The organism is Gallaecimonas pentaromativorans, from assembly GCF_003751625.1.
Lineage (GTDB): Bacteria > Pseudomonadota > Gammaproteobacteria > Enterobacterales > Gallaecimonadaceae > Gallaecimonas > Gallaecimonas pentaromativorans.
This window is the reverse complement of the sequence record NZ_RJUL01000002.1, coordinates 487,695-503,769: the sequence shown is the minus strand read 5'-3', so window position 1 is coordinate 503,769 and position 16,075 is coordinate 487,695. Positions and strand designations below refer to the sequence as shown.

General features: G+C 58.2%; 13 protein-coding genes. 7 read left to right on the top strand and 6 right to left on the bottom strand.

From position 1 onward, the window contains the following. Positions 1–4: 4 nt before the first annotated feature. From EDC28_RS05205 to sodB, 4 genes are all read right to left on the bottom strand, one after another. Complete coding sequence (locus EDC28_RS05205) at positions 5–1,273, bottom strand: YeaH/YhbH family protein (RefSeq protein ID WP_050657543.1); 1,269 nt, start codon at positions 1,271–1,273, stop codon at positions 5–7. Positions 1,274–1,282: 9 nt separating this feature from the next. Continuing rightward, positions 1,283–3,205, bottom strand: a complete 1,923-nt coding sequence (locus EDC28_RS05200; RefSeq protein ID WP_050657544.1) for a PrkA family serine protein kinase — start codon at positions 3,203–3,205, stop codon at positions 1,283–1,285. Positions 3,206–3,350: 145 nt separating this feature from the next. Next, positions 3,351–3,842, bottom strand: a complete 492-nt coding sequence (locus tag EDC28_RS05195; protein ID WP_123420888.1) for a DUF6942 family protein — start codon at positions 3,840–3,842, stop codon at positions 3,351–3,353. A gap of 58 nt (positions 3,843–3,900) precedes the next feature. Next, positions 3,901–4,482: a superoxide dismutase [Fe] gene (sodB, locus tag EDC28_RS05190; RefSeq protein ID WP_050657546.1), complete on the bottom strand. Its 582-nt coding sequence runs from the start codon at positions 4,480–4,482 to the stop codon at positions 3,901–3,903. A gap of 182 nt (positions 4,483–4,664) precedes the next feature. Between sodB and EDC28_RS05185 the strand changes: the two genes are divergently transcribed. Further along, the gene (locus EDC28_RS05185; protein WP_050657652.1) at positions 4,665–5,012 is read left to right on the top strand and encodes a Grx4 family monothiol glutaredoxin; all 348 of its coding nucleotides are present in this window, start codon (positions 4,665–4,667) and stop codon (positions 5,010–5,012) included. Between the two features lie 56 nt (positions 5,013–5,068). Here EDC28_RS05185 and EDC28_RS05180 read toward each other — a convergent pair whose 3' ends face one another. Then, the gene (locus EDC28_RS05180) at positions 5,069–6,394 is read right to left on the bottom strand and encodes a Na+/H+ antiporter family protein (protein ID WP_123420887.1); all 1,326 of its coding nucleotides are present in this window, start codon (positions 6,392–6,394) and stop codon (positions 5,069–5,071) included. Between the two features lie 99 nt (positions 6,395–6,493). Then, a complete protein-coding gene (locus EDC28_RS05175) occupies positions 6,494–7,690 on the bottom strand; it encodes a hypothetical protein (RefSeq protein WP_123420886.1) in 1,197 nt (398 codons plus the stop codon). Positions 7,691–8,066: 376 nt separating this feature from the next. On the opposite strand from EDC28_RS05175, the gene EDC28_RS05170 reads away from it, so the two are divergent. From EDC28_RS05170 to EDC28_RS05145, 6 genes are all read left to right on the top strand, one after another. Further along, positions 8,067–8,672 (top strand): cysteine hydrolase family protein, encoded by a 606-nt coding sequence (locus tag EDC28_RS05170; protein ID WP_123420885.1) that lies wholly within the window; start codon positions 8,067–8,069, stop codon positions 8,670–8,672. Positions 8,673–8,817: 145 nt separating this feature from the next. Then, on the top strand, positions 8,818–9,789 hold the full coding sequence (locus EDC28_RS05165) for an HlyD family secretion protein (protein ID WP_123420884.1): 972 nt from the start codon (positions 8,818–8,820) through the stop codon (positions 9,787–9,789). Beyond that, positions 9,786–12,461 (top strand): ribosome-associated ATPase/putative transporter RbbA, encoded by a 2,676-nt coding sequence (gene rbbA / locus EDC28_RS05160; protein WP_123420883.1) that lies wholly within the window; start codon positions 9,786–9,788, stop codon positions 12,459–12,461. Before EDC28_RS05165 ends, rbbA begins: the two co-directional genes overlap by 4 nt. Then, entirely contained in the window at positions 12,458–13,570 is a 1,113-nt protein-coding gene (locus EDC28_RS05155) for an ABC transporter permease (RefSeq protein WP_123420882.1), read from the top strand. Before rbbA ends, EDC28_RS05155 begins: the two co-directional genes overlap by 4 nt. Positions 13,571–13,658: 88 nt before the next feature. After that, entirely contained in the window at positions 13,659–14,732 is a 1,074-nt protein-coding gene (locus EDC28_RS05150) for an AbrB family transcriptional regulator (RefSeq protein ID WP_123420881.1), read from the top strand. Between the two features lie 115 nt (positions 14,733–14,847). Beyond that, positions 14,848–15,546, top strand: coding sequence for a TIR domain-containing protein (locus EDC28_RS05145; RefSeq protein ID WP_148049807.1), 699 nt, complete (start codon positions 14,848–14,850; stop codon positions 15,544–15,546). Positions 15,547–16,075: the final 529 nt, after the last annotated feature.

The following is a 16,075-nucleotide window of genomic DNA, read 5'->3' as shown; positions in this document are numbered from 1 at the left end:
ACTCCTAGGCGGCTTGCTTGCGGAACAGCTCCCGGAATACGGGGTAGATATCCCCCACTTCCTGGATGTGCTGCAGGGCGAAGTTGCCAAACTGCTGGGCCAGGCTTTCATATTCACGCCACAGGGTCTGATGAGAGCGGTGGGTGATCTCGATATAGCTGTAGTAGCGCACATAGGGCAGAATTTGCTCGCTCAGCACCTTGGCGCAGGTGGGGCTATCATCAGCCCAGTTGTCGCCGTCTGAAGCCTGGGCGGCGTACACGTTCCATTGGTCTGGCGGGTAGCGTTTTTTCATGATCTCCACCATCAGGTTCAGCGCCGAGCTGACGATGGTGCCGCCGGTTTCCTGGCTGTAGAAGAACTCGTGTTCGTCTACTTCCTTGGCCTGGGTGTGGTGGCGAATGTAGACCACATCGATGTGCTTGTAGGTCCGGGTTAAAAAGAGATAAAGCAGGATGTAAAAGCGTTTGGCCATGTCCTTGGTGGCCTGGTCCATGGAGCCGGATACGTCCATCAGGCAGAACATTACCGCTCGGCTGGACGGTATCGCCACCCGCTCAAAGTTGTTGTAGCGAAGGTCGAAGGTGTCGATAAAGGGCACCTTGTCGATGGCGGCCTTGAGTTCGTCTATCTCTTGGCGAAGGGCCTTGAGCTGCTCCTGGGTGGCGGTCGGGTCTGCTTCCAGGGCCAGCAGCTCGGCCTCCAATTCTTTTAGGCGGCGCTTGCGCCCGGCGGTCATGGCCATGCGCCGTGCCAGGCTTTGTTTGAGCGAGCGCACCACGTTGATGCGGCTCGGCACCCCTTGGTTTACAAAGCCGGCGCGGCGGTTTTCCCATTCCACCAATTGCGCCAGTTGGCTTTTTTCAAGGTTCGGCAGTTCCAAGTCTTCAAAGAGTAAATCCAGGTATTCGTCTTTGGAGATCTCAAACACGAACTCGTCTTCGCCCTCACCGCTGTCGGAGGCGTCCCCCTGGCCGGCGCCGCCACCGCCGCCTTCAGGGGGACGGGCAATGCGGTCGCCGGGGATAAACTGGTCGTTACCGGGGTGCACCCGTTCGCGCATTCCCCCTTTGCCTTGATGGAATATCGGCTCGGAAATATCCCTTGCCGGAATGGAGATGGACTCCCCCGAGTTCACATCCTCCACTGAGCGTTTGGTGATGGCATCCGACACCGCCTTTTTGATCTGCGACTTGTAGCGGCGCAAAAAGCGGTTTCGGTTGACCGTGCTCTTACCTTTGGCGTTTTGACGCCGGTCGATAAAATGGGACATAGCGCCTCCTTACGAGGATTTACGCACGCGCAGATACCAGTCAGACAACAGCCTGACCTGCTTACGGGTGTAGCCCTTGTCCATCATTCGTTCGACAAAGTCATCGTGTTTCTTACGCTCTTCGGCCGAGGTTTTGGCGTTGAAGGAAATCACCGGCAACAGCTCCTCGGTGTTGGAGAACATTTTCTTCTCGATAACGGTTCTGAGCTTCTCGTAACTGGTCCAGGTGGGGTTCTTGCCGTTGTTGTTGGCACGGGCCCGCAGCACGAAATTAACGATTTCATTGCGAAAATCTTTGGGGTTGGAAATGCCCGCCGGCTTTTCGATTTTCTCCAGTTCGGCATTAAGCGCTGCCCGGTCAAACAGCTGGCCGGTTTCCGGGTCGCGGTACTCTTGGTCCTGGATCCAAAAATCGGCGTAGGTGACGTAGCGGTCAAAGATGTTCTGGCCGTACTCGCTGTAAGACTCAAGATAGGCGGTTTGGATTTCCTTACCGATAAAGTCCACGTATTTGGGAATGAGGTAGCCTTTTAAAAACTCTTTGTAGCGCTCGGACAGTTCTTGAGGGAACTGCTCACGGTCGATTTGCTGCTCCAGCACATAGAACAGGTGCACCGGGTTGGCGGCCACTTCGGAGTGGTCGAAGTTGAACACCCTGGAGAGAATCTTGAAGGCAAAGCGGGTCGATAGCCCGTTCATGCCTTCATCTACCCCGGCGTAATCGCGGTATTCCTGATAGCTCTTGGCTTTGGGATCGGTGTCCTTAAGGCTCTCGCCGTCATAGACCCGCATTTTGGAATAGAGGCTGGAGTTCTCCGGCTCTTTGAGGCGTGACAGCACCGAGAACTGGGCCATGGTCTCTAAGGTGCCGGGGGCGCAGGGAGCCTCGAACAGCTCGGAGTGCTCGATAAGCTTGTCGTAGATTTTGATTTCTTCGGTCACCCGCAGGCAGTAAGGCACCTTAACGATATAGACCCGGTCCAAGAAGGCTTCGTTGTTGCGGTTATTGCGAAACGCCTGCCATTCCGACTCGTTGGAGTGGGCGAGGATAATGCCGTGAAAAGGCAGCGCCGAGAGACTTTCTGTACCGTTGTAGTTGCCCTCCTGGGTGGCGGTAAGCAACGGATGCAGCACCTTGATGGGGGCCTTGAACATCTCCACGAATTCCATCAAGCCCTGGTTGGCACGGCACAGGGCGCCGGAGTAGGAATAAGCATCGGCATCGTTTTGCGAGAACTGTTCGAGCATGCGGATATCCACCTTGCCCACCAGGCTGGAGATGTCCTGGTTGTTCTCGTCGCCAGGCTCGGTCTTGGCGATGGCGCATTGGTTAAGGATGGAAGGGTAAACCTTTACCACGCTGAATTTACTGATATCACCACCAAATTCTTTGAGGCGTTTTACCGCCCAGGGCGACATGATCACCTCGGTGGCGCGGCGCGGAATACCGTATTCGTCTTCCAGCAGTTTGGCGTCTTCGTTGGGGTCAAACAGGCACAGGGGATGGTCTTGCACCGGCGAGCCCTTGAGCATGTAAATGGGCTCTTTTTGCATCAGGTATTTGAGCTTCTCGGCCAAGGAGGACTTACCGCCCCCCACCGGGCCCAGCAGATAAAGGATTTGTTTGCGTTCTTCCAAGCCCTGGGCGGCATGTTTGAGGTAGGCCACGATTTGCTCTATGGCTTCTTCCATGCCGTAAAATTCGGAGAAGGCGGGGTAGCGGGCCACAACCCGGTTGGAGAAGATGCGTGACAGGCGAGGATGCTGGGCGGTGTCCACCATTTGCGGCTCACCGATGGCGGCCAGCAGCCGCTCGGAGGCGGTGGCATAGGCCATTTTGTCCTGTTTGCAAATATTGAGGAATTCTTCCAGAGAATACTCTTCTTCGCGCGCTTCCTCATAACGCTGACGATAATGCTCGATAATGCTCATAGCGCCCCCTGACTCAGCTTGGGATGATGGGTCGTCATTGGCCCTTGTCATCTATAAGCGTAGCCGGGGATTTTGGATTTGCTTATCTTTAAGATACGGAAATTTAAGTTAAATTTTCACTACTCCGTTACTTTTTCGAAGACAGTCAGGCCTCAATTAACTCCTTGAGATAAAGCAGTTTGATGTTGCTGAGCTGGCGGTAGTCAAAGTAGGGGCAAAGGATAAGCCGGCCGCCATTAAGAGTGGCAAAACCCGGCATTTGCCAGCGCAGTGGCCCGCCGCTTTCTTCGGTCAGCCCCAGGCTATCGCCATAGCCCTTACCCAGCAGCAGTGCTTGCGGCGCCAAGGCGTTAAGGTCTGGCGGGCTGAACAACAAAGCGTAACGCGAACCCTCTTGCAGCAGGCTGTGGTCCCGAAGGGCCTGCCAGCTGTCATAGCCTTCGTTGTCCAGCAGATAGGCCAGTTTGGCAAACACGTTGAAAATTTTGCGCCAATGGTTGCCGGTCTGGCGGGCGATGTCGGCAATTTCCCCCGGGCGCATTGGGCGGTACACATCGTGCTGGTATTCGTCCAGCGGCGGGCGGTTGGCAATGTGTACGCAAAAGTGCGGCGCCTGACCGCCAAGGCCAATATTCATGGTGGCTCTCCCAACAAAAAAGCCCTCCGAAGAGGGCTTTGGCCGGTAAAAAGGGGCATTAACCGGCGAAATTCTTGTTCACGAAGTCCCAGTTAACCAGGGCCCAGAAGGCTTCCATGTACTTAGGACGAGCGTTGCGGTAGTCGATGTAGTAGGCGTGTTCCCACACGTCGACAGTCAGCAGCGGGGTAACGCCTTCGGTGATGGGGCAACCGGCGTTGGAGGTGTTGTGCAGGCCGATGGAGCCATCTGCCTTTTTCACCAGCCAAGTCCAGCCGGAACCGAAGTTACCTACGGCGCTCTTGGTAAATTCTTCTTTGAACGCGTCAAAGGAACCAAAAGTGCTGTTGATGGCTTCGCCAATGGCACCGGTGGCAGCGCCGCCGCCGTTGGGGCTCAGGCAATGCCAGTAGAAGGTGTGGTTCCATACCTGGGCTGCGTTGTTGAACAGGCCGCCGCTGGAGGTCTTGATGATGTCTTCCAGGGACTTGCCTTCGTTGTCGGTGCCGGCAACGAGGTTGTTCAGGTTAACCACGTAGGTGTTGTGATGCTTACCGTAGTGGTATTCCAGGGTTTCGGCAGAGATATGGGGTTCCAGAGCGTTCTTTTCATAGGGAAGTGCTGGCAGTTCAAAGGCCATGTTTCCTCTCCTTTTTCCTTGGGTTGTATTCGACAATGCTCGGCGGCCATTGTACTCACAGTCCGGCGCCTGTGAATATATAAAGCAATCTTTTTATTTAATTGGGCCTAAGCTTCGCCAAGGCTTGGGTGTGGCGCCGTCTGGCAGTACAATGGCCGCACGACTTTATTGTAGAGGTTGTCATGGACACCATTGAACGCATCAAAGAGCAACTTGCCGAGCACCCCATCCTGCTGTACATGAAAGGCTCGCCCAAGCTCCCCAGCTGTGGCTTCTCTGCCCAGGCCGCTCAAGCCATGATGGCCTGTGGTGAGCCTTTTGCCTATGTCGATATCCTGCAAAACCCGGATATCCGCGCCGAGCTGCCCAAGTTCGCCAACTGGCCGACCTTCCCGCAGCTGTGGGTAGAAGGCGAGCTGATCGGCGGCTGCGACATCATCCTTGAGATGTACCAAAAAGGTGAGCTGCAGCCTTTGATCAAGGAAACCGCTGAAAAGCACAAGACCGAAGAAGAAAAAGGCGCCGAATAAGCCTGCTGCTTCGTCAAAAAAACCGGCCTGTTGGCCGGTTTTTTAATGGGGATTTGTCAGAGCACCATGGCCGCTATCCAGCCGGCGGCCAGGAGCGGCAGGTTAAAGTGCAGGAAGGTGGGCAGCACCGAGTCGCGGATGTGGTCGTGCTGGCCGTCGGCATTAAGGCCAGCGGTGGGGCCGACGGTGGAATCCGACGCCGGTGAGCCGGCATCACCCAAGGCGGCGGCAGTGCCTACAATGGCGGCGGTGGCCAGCGGCGAGAAGCCAAGATGGATGCAAAGGGGCACGTAAAGGGTGGCGATAATGGGCACGGTGGAGAAGCTCGAGCCGATCCCCATGGTGACAAAAAGCCCAATAAGCAGCATCAGCGCCGCCGCCACCGGCTTGGATCCCAGATCTGCCGACAAGCTTTGCACCAGGGCATCAACGCTGCCGGTGGCTTTGACCACCTCGGCAAAGCCGGAGGCGGTGATCATGATAAAGCCGATAAGGGACATCATCCGCACCCCGTCGGTAAAGGCGTCCTGGCTCTCCTTCCAGGGCACCACCCCGCCGATGATAAAGACGCAAAACCCGGCCAGGGCGCCCAAAATCACCGAGTCGCTGCTGCGCTGCAGGTAATAGGCCACCGCCAGGGCTAAAAACGACACCAGCAGCACCCACCAGTTGGGCCTTTTTATCTCTGTTACTTCGCCCGGCACATGGCTCGCCTGGTATTGGCGCGGCTTACGGTAGCTGAAGAACACCGCAATGAGCAGCCCCACCACCATACCCACCGCCGGAATAAGCATCGCCTTGGGCAGCTCGTTGATGTCGATGCTAAGGCCGTTGTTGGTAAGGTTGGGGTAGATAAGCTGGTTGAGGAATATGGAGCCAAAACCCACCGGCAGCGCCATATAAGGGGTGGTGAGGCCAAAAGTGATAATACAGGCCACCAGGCGACGGTCGACTTTAAGGTCGGCCAGCACCCCCAGCAGCGGCGGGATCAGAATAGGAATAAAGGCGATGTGGATGGGAATGAGGTTTTGCGACATCACCGCCATGGTCATGATCACCAGCAAAATTGTGGCTTTTACCGCGGCCTGGCGCTTTGGGCTGGGGGTCGTGCCCAGTTTGCTGATGATTTGCGCCGCGCCCCACTCGGTGATGCCGGAGCGGGCAATGGCCACCGCAAAGGCCCCCAGCATGGCGTAGGCCAGGGCAATTTCGGCGCCGTTACCCAAACCGCCGGTAAAGGCCTTGAGGGTAGCGTCCAGGCCAAGGCCGCCACAAAGCCCCGCCGCCAGGGCCGACAACGCCAGGGCCACCACCACGTTGATGCGGCAAATGCTCAGAACAAGCAGCAGGACGACGGAGAGAATAACCGGGTTCAGTAGCATGGCGGTTCTTGTGCTGGAAAAAGGGCGAGACTACCAAGGAGATCAATCTGTTGTCGAACTGTTATCACCGCCTTTTTGAGCCATTGCACGCCCCTTGGTCTATTCGCCGGGCAACAACCTAGGAGTGAGCAATTGCAGGCAACTGCCTGCCTGGGGATCCGGGTCCCAATAACCACCATGGCTCTTAAGGCCAACCAAGGTCAGTATCTGCCAGGGCCCCAGCTGTTCGTTAGCCATCAGCCGGTAGCATAGATCCTCGCAGTGAGTTTGTGGTGCAAGGGCAAAAGGCAGGTTTTGGCCCGGTCTGAACAGCTGGCTGGACAGAACATCCAGGGGCGAATGGATATTGGTCCAACTTTCCAGGGGCAGTGGCGTCTTGGGGGAGCGATTGAGATAGTGCGGCCAGTAGGTGTTGATGAAATCGAGGGGGCAGCCGATGGTAACCAGATGCCTGACCGTCTGGCAGACCCGCACCGGCACCGGCCCCTGGTGGGGAAACAAGTTATCAAGAGCGATGATGGAGCCAAAGCTATAAGCGTGGATCGCCACCGCCTGATTACGGGTTTCGGCAATATGTTCGAGTAAGGCGCTCAAGCGCCCCTGGATCACCAGCCGCTGCTGGGCAAAGGAAAGATAATGGTGTGCTGACATCATCTCGCCGGTAAGGGTTTTGACCACCGAGGTTGTGTCACCTTTGACCAGGGCCAGACCGGTAAAAATCACCAACAGTCCTTGCGCCCAATGACTCAGCTGGTCGGCCCATTGCAGCTGGCCGCTTAACCACTCTTTGAGCTGAGGAAAATACCCGGCAAGAAGCTCGGTTGCCGCCAACAGCGCTGCCGGTGCCAGTAAGAACAGCACCAAGCTCATCATAAAAAACAGCACCAGAAAGTAGGCCCCCTGCAGGCGGGCGGTCAGTGGCGCGTGGGCGGCGTAACCTAATAGGCTTCTCAGTGCCAACGGCAAGCGGCCCAGCAGGGTAAAGCTCAGGCTCAGGTATTGGCGCAGCGGGCTGCTTTGTTGCCATTGGGCTGTCAACCAGGGGGCGTAGCGAAACTCGTAGAACCGGTAGCGCTCTTGTTGCTGCTGGCCGTTGTCTTCCAACACACTCACCACGGTAACGGTGTCGCCACTGGCCAGGGTTTCCTCCTCACTTTTGAGCAAAAAACGCAGGCTGGCGTTGGGGTGCTGCTCGTCCAGGGCTTTCATAAAACGTCCGGCGTAGGTTTTCACCGATGCGTTATTGAACTCGTACCCCAGGCCGGGTAGGTAAAGTATGTGCTGGCAGTTGTCCATGTTGTTCTCGCTGCTGTCCTTTGCTTGATTAAGTAAAAGTGCATGTAAAGACGGCTGTCAAAGACGTTTTGGCCTTTGTTCTCAAAAAACTGAGCTGAGACTTTTCGGGAAAGGTAATCCACATTTTGTAATGGCTCTGGGCAACGCCACCATCGGAGTAAAGCTTGAATACAAGCAATGCTTTGTTTTTCTTGAATGTTTTAGGTTAGGGATATGCCTGGAAAGCAGGTGCCATGCGCAATGGCGTGATTGTGGTGCCGATGGCGGCCATTGCCTTGGCCGGGCAAGGCTGGTAAGGCTAGAGCCAGGCAAGGCGCTTATGCCCATGGCCAACCTTGCCAGGCTCCACTCACACCCCATTGGCGAAGGAGATGTCATGACCATTCAACCCCAGACTACCGCACTGGTGCTCATCGAATACCAAAACGACTTCACCACCCCCGGCGGCGTGCTGCACGACGCGGTGCAAGGCGTGATGGCCAGCACCGACATGCTGGCCAAAACCCAAAGCGTGGTGGACCAATGCCGCGCCTGCGGCGTCACCATCATGCATGCCCCCATCCACTTTGCCGACGGTTACGCCGAGATAACGCGCCACCCCTACGGCATCCTCAAAGGGGTGGTAGACGGCAAGGCCTTTGTCAAAGGCAGTTGGGGCGCCGCCATCTGCGACAAACTCAGCCCCAAGGCTGGCGATACTGTGGTGGAGGGCAAGCGGGGCCTCGACACCTTCGCCAGCACCAACCTTGATTTCATGCTGCGCAGCAAAGGCATTAAAACCGTGGTGCTGGGGGGCTTTTTGACCAACTGCTGCGTCGAGTCCACCATGCGCAGCGCCTACGAGAACGGCTATGAGGTGATAACCTTGAGCGACTGCGCCGCCGCCACCTCCCAGGAAGAGCACGACAACGCCCTCAAGTACGACTACCCCATGTTCTCCAAGCCCATGAGCGCCAGCGAGTTCCTCACCCTGCTGAGCTGAAAAAGCCCCTTCGGGGGCTTTTTTCTGGCCTTTTATCCTTAAAAAGCCCTTGAACAGGCAGCCTTTTTCACTGAACTTTGATATCAAGCAAAGAGGACCGACCTGTGGCCGGTTAGGATGCACAAAACAACACAAGGATTGAGTTATGCGCAAGGGCGTAATTGTGGTGCTGGTGGTGGCCATTGCCGCAGCAGTCTGGGCCGGGCAAAAGCTGCTGGTGCCCAAAACTCCGGAGGGCTTTGCCTCCGGTAACGGTCGTATCGAGGCCACCTCACTGGACATCGCCACCAAGAACGGCGGCCGCCTGGTGGAACTGCTGGTCGACGAGGGCGATTTTGTCACCCAAGGCCAAGTGGTGGCGAAAATGGACACTGATACCCTAAGCGCCCAGCTGCGCCAGGCCCAGGCCAAAGAGCGTCAAACCCGCGACAACCTCGAAAGCGCCAAGGCCCAAGTGGAGCAGGCCAAAAGCCAGCTTAATCTGGCCAAGGTGCAATTTGAGCGGGCCAAAGAGCTTTTAAAGAAAAAGCTCATCGCCCGCGCCCAATATGACGAAGCCGAGTCCAGTTTTCAGGTGGCAAGCGCTGGCCTGACCGCCGCCAAGGCCCAGGCGGTTGCCGCCCAAGGCGCCATTGAAGAAGCACAAGCCGGGGTCGAAACCCTGCAAACCCAGATTGACGAAGCCACCTTGCACGCCCCCCGCGATGGCCGTATCCAATACAAGCTTGCCAACGTCGGCGAGGTGCTTGGCGCTGGCGGCAAGGTACTGAATTTGCTTGATTTGACCGATGTGACCATGTCCATCTTCCTGCCGCAAACCGTGGCCGGCAAAGTGGCCTTGGGCAGCGACGCGCGCATCGTGATGGACGCCATCCCCGACAAACCCATCCCCGCCACCGTGAGTTTTGTGGCCGCCGAAGCCCAATTCACCCCCAAGCAGGTCGAGACCAAGGACGAGCGCGAGAAACTGATGTTCAGGGTCAAGGTGCGGATCCCGGTCAGCCTGCTTAAAGAACACATCAAGCAGGTGAAAACCGGCCTGCCGGGGGAAACCTGGATCAAGCTCGACGCCAGCCAACCCTGGCCTGACAACCTCAAATCGCCCTTTGCCTCATGAACGCCATCGCGCTCGATGGGGTCAGCCACCGTTACGGTGAGACCCGGGCCCTGATTGACGCCGCCCTTACGCTTAAAAGCGGCGCCAGCCTTGGCATCATCGGCCCCGACGGGGTGGGTAAATCCACCTTGCTGGACCTTATCGCCGGCACCAAGGCCTTGCAGCAGGGCAGGGTAGTGGTGCTGGGGGCGGATATGGCCTCAAGCCAGGCCCGGCGCAACGTCTGCGCCGATATCGCCTACATGCCCCAGGGCCTGGGTAAGAACCTCTATCCCACCTTATCGGTGTGGGAAAACCTCGATTTTTTTGGCCGGCTCTTTGGCCATAGCGCCGCAGAACGGGCGCGGCGCGGCGAGCAACTATTAAAAGCCACCCATCTTTGGGCCTTCAAAGACCGGCCGGCCGGCAAGCTCTCCGGCGGCATGAAGCAAAAGCTGGGGCTGTGCTGCGCCCTTATTCACGACCCCAAACTGTTGCTGCTGGACGAGCCCACTACCGGGGTCGACCCGCTTAGCCGCCGCCAGTTCTGGGCGCTGGTTGAGGGCATTCGCCGCGCCCGGCCGCAAATGAGCCTGGTGGTGGCCACCGCCTATATGGAAGAGGCGATGATGCTAGACGAGGTGATGGCGCTGGACGATGGCCGCATTCTCGCCCTCGATACCCCCAAAGGGCTGCTGGCCAACACCGGTACCGACAACCTCGACGCCGCCTTTGTTGCCCTAAGAGCCGGCGGCGCGGCCCAGCCTTTTACGCCCCTGCCGCTTGATGACAAAGCGCGGCCGCTGGCCATTGAGGCCAAGGGGCTTACCTGCCGTTTCGGCGACTTTACCGCCGTCAGCGACGTGTCGTTGAATATCCGCCAGGGGGAGATCTTCGGCTTTTTGGGCTCCAATGGCTGCGGTAAAACCACCACCATGAAGATGCTCACCGGCTTGCTGCCGCCCACACAAGGCAGCGCCAGCATCTTTGGCGAGCCGGTTACCCAGCACAGCCTGGCGATGCGGGCCAAGGTGGGGTACATGACCCAGGCTTTTTCTCTTTATGGCGAGCTGACGGTACGGGCGAACCTGGAGCTGCACGCCAAGCTCTACCACATCGCAGCGCCAGCCGAGCGCATCAAGGCGCTGTTGGCGCGCTTTACCCTGGAAAAGGTGGCAGACCAAAACGCCGGCGAGCTGCCTCTTGGCATCAAGCAGCGGCTGCAACTGGCGGTGGCGGTGCTCCACAGCCCCCGCTTGCTTATCCTCGACGAGCCCACCTCCGGGGTGGACCCCCAGGCCCGCGACCAGTTCTGGACCCTCCTTCATGAGCTGTCGCGCCATGACGGGGTCACCATCTTTATCTCCACCCACTTTATGAACGAGGCTGGCCGCTGCGACCGCATTTCCCTGATGCACGCCGGTAAAATTCTCGCCCAGGACCCACCGGCCGAACTGGTGCAAAAAAGCGGCGCGCCAGATCTTGAAGGGGCCTTTATTCATTACCTTGAAAAGGCCCAGCCGGCAGCGGCAGACGGCGAGCTGCCGGTAACCAAGGAGCCCGCCCCCGGCGCCAAACCGGCCGCCTTTTCCCTTGGCAGGCTCTGGGCCTACGCCCGGCGTGAGGGTATGGAAATCAAGCGCGACCCCATCCGCCTGGCCTTTGCCATGCTGGGCACGGTGCTGTTGATGATTGTGTTTGGCTACGGCATTTCCTTTGACGTGGAAAACCTGGCCTACGGGGTGTTTGACCAGGACCAAAGCCCCCAGAGCCGCGCTTTTGTCGAGGAGTTTCGCGGTTCGCGCTACTTTAGCGAGCAGGCGCCGGTATCCAGTGAGGCCGAGGCCCAGCGGCGGCTTAAAAGCGGCGAGCTCAAAGTGGTGCTGGCCATACCGCCGGGGTTTGGCCGCGACCTTGCCGCCAACAAACCCACCGAGCTTGCCGCCTGGCTCGACGGCGCCATGCCGTTTCGCGGCGAAACCGCCCGCAGCTATGTGCAAGGGGTCTTTAACCAGTTCTTGAGCGGCCAGGGCCTTGGCAGCCACACCAACCTGAACCTGCAAACCCGGTTTCGCTACAACCAGGATTTTAAAAGCGTCAACGCCATGGTGCCGGGGGTGATGATGCTGCTGCTGGCCCTTATCCCGGCCATTCTCACCGCCGTTGGCGTGGTGCGGGAAAAGGAGCTGGGCTCGATTTTGAACCTCTACGCCACCCCCACCACCCGCCTGGAGTTTTTGTTGGGTAAGCAGCTGCCCTACGTGCTGATTGCCTGCATCAACGCCCTTAGCATGTTGCTGCTGGCGCTGTTTTTGTTCCGGGTGCCGGTAACCGGCAACCTCTTTACCCTGCTGCTGGGGGCACTTTTGTATGTGGTGGCCACCACCGGCTTTGGGCTACTTATTTCTGCCTTTGTCAAAACCCAGGTGGCGGCGCTTTTTGCCGCCGCCATCCTCTCCATCATGCCGGCAGTGAATTTCTCCGGCCTTATCGTGCCCATGGCGTCTTTAACCGGCTCGGCCAAGGTGATGGGCATGGTGTTTCCTTCGGCTTATTTCAACACCATCAGCGTGGGCACTTTTGCCAAAGGCCTGGGGTTTGACGAGCTGCTGCCAAGCCTGTTGATGCTGCTGGGCTTTGGCGTGGGCTTTATTGCCCTTAGCGTGCTGGTGATGAAGGAGCAGGAAGCATGAACTGGCGTAACGTTTATGCCCTTGGGGTCAAGGAGCTTTGGAGCGTATTAAAAGATCCGGTGCTGGTGGTGCTTATTATCTACACCTTCACCCTGGCCCTTTATTCGGTCAGTAAAGGGGCCAATACCGAGGTGAAAAATGCCTCCATTGCCATTGAAGATCTTGACCAAAGCGCGCTCTCCGAGCGCCTCGACCAGGCCTTTTTACCGCCGTACTTCAAAGAGGCGCGGCGGCTTTCCTCAGGGCAAGATATCGACACCCTGATGGAGCAGGGCAAGGTTACCTTTGTGCTGCAAATCCCCCCCAACTTTGCCGCCGACCTTCGCGCCGGGCGCAGCTCCGAGCTCGCCTTGCAGGTTGACGCCTCGGCCATGAGCCAGGCTGGCTCCGGGGCCGAGTACATTCAGCAGATAGTGGCCCAGACCATCAGCGAGTATTTCGGCCTTGATCTAAGCACCAAGGTCAGCCTGGTTACCCGCGCCTACTTTAACCCCAACCTCGACACCACCTGGTTTAACGCCATCATGCAGCTGGTGAACAACGTCACCCTGCTGGCGGTTATTCTCACCGGCGCCGCCGTTATCCGCGAGCGCGAGCACGGCACCCTTGAGCACCTGCTGGTGATGCCGCTGTCGGCCAGCGAAATCATGGCTGCCAAGGTCTGGGCCAACGGCCTGGTTATTTTGGTGGCGGTGGTGCTGGCCATCTTCGGCATGGTTAAAGGGGTACTGGGGGTGCCCATAGCCAGCAGTACGGTGCCGCTTTTTGTGCTGGGCACCTTGTTGTATTTGGGCTCGGTGACTTCCCTTGGCATATTGCTGGCCACCCTGGCCCGCACCATGCCCCAGTTTGGCCTCTTGGCCATGCCCACCTTTGTGGTGATGCAGTTGCTGTCCGGTGGCACCACGCCCCTTGATTCCATGCCGGTGCTACTGCAACACATCATGCAGCTGGTGCCCTCCACCCACTTTGTGGCCATGGCCCAGGCGGTACTCTACCGGGGCGCCGGTATTGGCATTGTCTGGCCGCAGATGCTGGCGGTGGTGGCCACCGGGCTGGTGTTTTTCTGGGTGGCTTTTCGGCGCTTTCGCAAGATGGTCAGCAGCTGATCCGTTTTTTGTAAGGGTGAATTTAGCCCGGCCGTTTTGACAGCCGGGCAGCGCTCGGGCATGTTATGGGGCCTCAAAGGAGGCTCCGTTGTTCTCTGCGCTCCCCAAGGCCCGTTCCTGGGCACTCTTGCTGTTGTTATCTGCGGCCTTTTCACTGCCCCTGGATCTGTTGCACCTACCGGCAGCCTTGCTGCTCGGACCGATGCTGGGCGGCATTGTGATGGGGGTACGGGGCCACCGCCTGGCCATTGCCAAGCCCGTTTACAGCCTGGCCCAGAGCCTTATCGGCCTGATGGTAGCCGCCGCCATTTCCGCCAATCTACTGCACAGTCTCTTAAGCGATGCCTGGCTCTATTTGGCCATTATCCTGGGCGTGCTGGTGGTGAGTTCCCTGCTCGGCTGGCTATTGTGCAAGGGGCCTTGGCTGCCCGGTACCACCGGCCTTTGGGGCATCTACCCCGGCGCCGCCTCGGCCATGGTGGTGATGGCCGAAGGGAGCGCCAATGCCGACGTGCGCCTGGTGGCCCTGATGCAATACCTGCGGGTGCTGATGGTGGCCATCACCGCCTCATTGGTGGCGCATTTTGCAACCGAGCTGCCCCCAGGGGCGGCGACCGCCGCCGCGGCAAGCAGAGCGCTGTGGCCCGGCCTTTGGGTGACGCTGCTGCTGGCTCTTGGCATTACCTTTGCCGGGCGGCGCACCGGCTTTCCCTCCGGGCCGCTGCTGCTGGCCATGGTGATTGGCGCGGCGCTGCATCTGGGCCTCGGTTACCAGTTGGTGCTGCCCAAGTGGCTGCTGGCCATGGCCTACGCCACCCTCGGCTGGCATGTGGGCCTTGGCTTTACCAGCAGCACCCTTAAAACGGCCCGCCGCGCCCTGCTGCCCATGATCCTTGCCATCGTCTTCTTGATGACCCTGTGCGCCGGTATCGGCTACCTGCTGGTACGGTTTTTGGGCGTAGACCCTTTGACCGCCTACCTCGCCACCAGCCCCGGCGGCATGGATGCCATCGCCATTATCTCGGCCGGCACCCATGTGGATATTTCCTTTGTGATGGCCATGCAAACCCTGCGCTTTTTGCTGGTGCTGATGTTTGGCCCGTCGCTGGCGCGCTTTTTGGCAAAGCGGTTTGAGGGCAAGCATCAGCTTTCAGGTGGGTAAGGCGGCGGATAGAGGGGATGTCTTTTACTGATCCGAGTTGTTGGCGGAGGAGGAGGCTGCTAACAATAGGGCCGTCGAAATGGATATCACCCTCACTCAAGATAAGGACATCAACATGCCATTACCCCAAGATTGCCCCACACTCCTTGACCCTGTACTCCTTCAAAGAGCGCAAGCGCTGCAACAGCAGCACGGCGTTACCCACGTTACGCTGAGCTTTGGCGCCAGAAACGGCGGCGCCTATTTTGCCCGCTGGCTGCGCTATCAAATCATGCAGCGCAAAAACTGGCAGCAAGTTAACAGCGTCTACCTCGACACCGAATGCTTAAAAATGGTGCCCGGAACTCAAACCACCGTGGTCGATGCCGCCAGGCCCTGGTTGGTTGGCGTCGCCTCCATGAACGGCGGGTGGAAGGAATACTATCGCCATGCGGTAGCTACCTCGCAGTGCATGATTTTTGTGGCCACGCCGGAATGGAGCAACTCGCCTTTTTGTAATATGGAGCGCCGCTACTTCATCTATGAAAACGCCCGGCGCCGGCGCCTGCATCTGCCTGCCTTACACGGTATTGAACTGGTGATAAACAACCATCACATCAATATTCCAGGGGCCGTCACCATCAAGGCCACCAAGGAAGATGTCGAGACCCGCTATCAGGAGCGCCACCAGGTCACCCACCGAGCCAACCCCGCAGCCGCTGCCCGTTTCGGGGTAGCCCTGCGGCAGACCGAGTTGCCACAGAACCACAACTTTCGTGGCAACTACACCATCGCCGGCCAGCCCCTAATCACATTGTTTAACCATCTGGCATAACCCCAGAGTCCAAAAGCCCCAGCCCGCCGATAGGTAGGTGGGGTTTTTTATTACTATTGGATGTGATGGTGGCGTGTCGATGTTTCTTTTTATGGTTTTGTAGACCGGAGGCTTTTTGCTGGCGCTAATGTCTGTACCTTCTCAGGTACGGCTTTGCGAGGCGGTTTGAGGGGAGGGCTGATCCCAGCAGAGCAGACTCGGTGGGTTGGCTTTTAATTGCTGGCTTTTTCTCTTCGCGGAGTTCGGCTAATCGCAGGGGGGCCCCTGCACGCGCCCTGGCAGCTTCGATAAGCTATCGTGAGTGAAACCCTCCCTGGTGGTTGTTTCCGGCTCGTCCATCCAGGCCTCGCGTTCAGGTGCGCGAAAGCAGCGCTTTCGCTTCGACCGTCACACCTCGTTACGCTCAATCTACGCCTCAGATCGCTGCACACGCGCATCCGCTTGCATGGCATCCCTGGTTACTCAGGCCATCAATGTTCTTAGCCCTCCTGGACATCGCCGCTGTGTTCCAAAATGTCGTCTTTGCATC

Excerpts from the sequence above, each read along its gene's own strand:
- EDC28_RS05200 (WP_050657544.1), bottom strand. The coding sequence starts at position 3,205 with ATGAGCATTATCGAGCATTATCGTCAGCGTTATGAGGAAGCGCGCGAA.
- EDC28_RS05170 (WP_123420885.1), top strand. The coding sequence starts at position 8,067 with ATGACCATTCAACCCCAGACTACCGCACTGGTGCTCATCGAATACCAA.
- EDC28_RS05175 (WP_123420886.1), bottom strand. The coding sequence starts at position 7,690 with ATGGACAACTGCCAGCACATACTTTACCTACCCGGCCTGGGGTACGAG.
- sodB (WP_050657546.1), bottom strand. The coding sequence starts at position 4,482 with ATGGCCTTTGAACTGCCAGCACTTCCCTATGAAAAGAACGCTCTGGAA.
- EDC28_RS05185 (WP_050657652.1), top strand. The coding sequence starts at position 4,665 with ATGGACACCATTGAACGCATCAAAGAGCAACTTGCCGAGCACCCCATC.
- EDC28_RS05195 (WP_123420888.1), bottom strand. The coding sequence starts at position 3,842 with ATGAATATTGGCCTTGGCGGTCAGGCGCCGCACTTTTGCGTACACATT.
- EDC28_RS05155 (WP_123420882.1), top strand. The coding sequence starts at position 12,458 with ATGAACTGGCGTAACGTTTATGCCCTTGGGGTCAAGGAGCTTTGGAGC.
- EDC28_RS05145 (WP_148049807.1), top strand. The coding sequence starts at position 14,848 with ATGCCATTACCCCAAGATTGCCCCACACTCCTTGACCCTGTACTCCTT.
- EDC28_RS05165 (WP_123420884.1), top strand. The coding sequence starts at position 8,818 with ATGCGCAAGGGCGTAATTGTGGTGCTGGTGGTGGCCATTGCCGCAGCA.
- EDC28_RS05180 (WP_123420887.1), bottom strand. The coding sequence starts at position 6,394 with ATGCTACTGAACCCGGTTATTCTCTCCGTCGTCCTGCTGCTTGTTCTG.
- rbbA (WP_123420883.1), top strand. The coding sequence starts at position 9,786 with ATGAACGCCATCGCGCTCGATGGGGTCAGCCACCGTTACGGTGAGACC.
- EDC28_RS05205 (WP_050657543.1), bottom strand. The coding sequence starts at position 1,273 with ATGTCCCATTTTATCGACCGGCGTCAAAACGCCAAAGGTAAGAGCACG.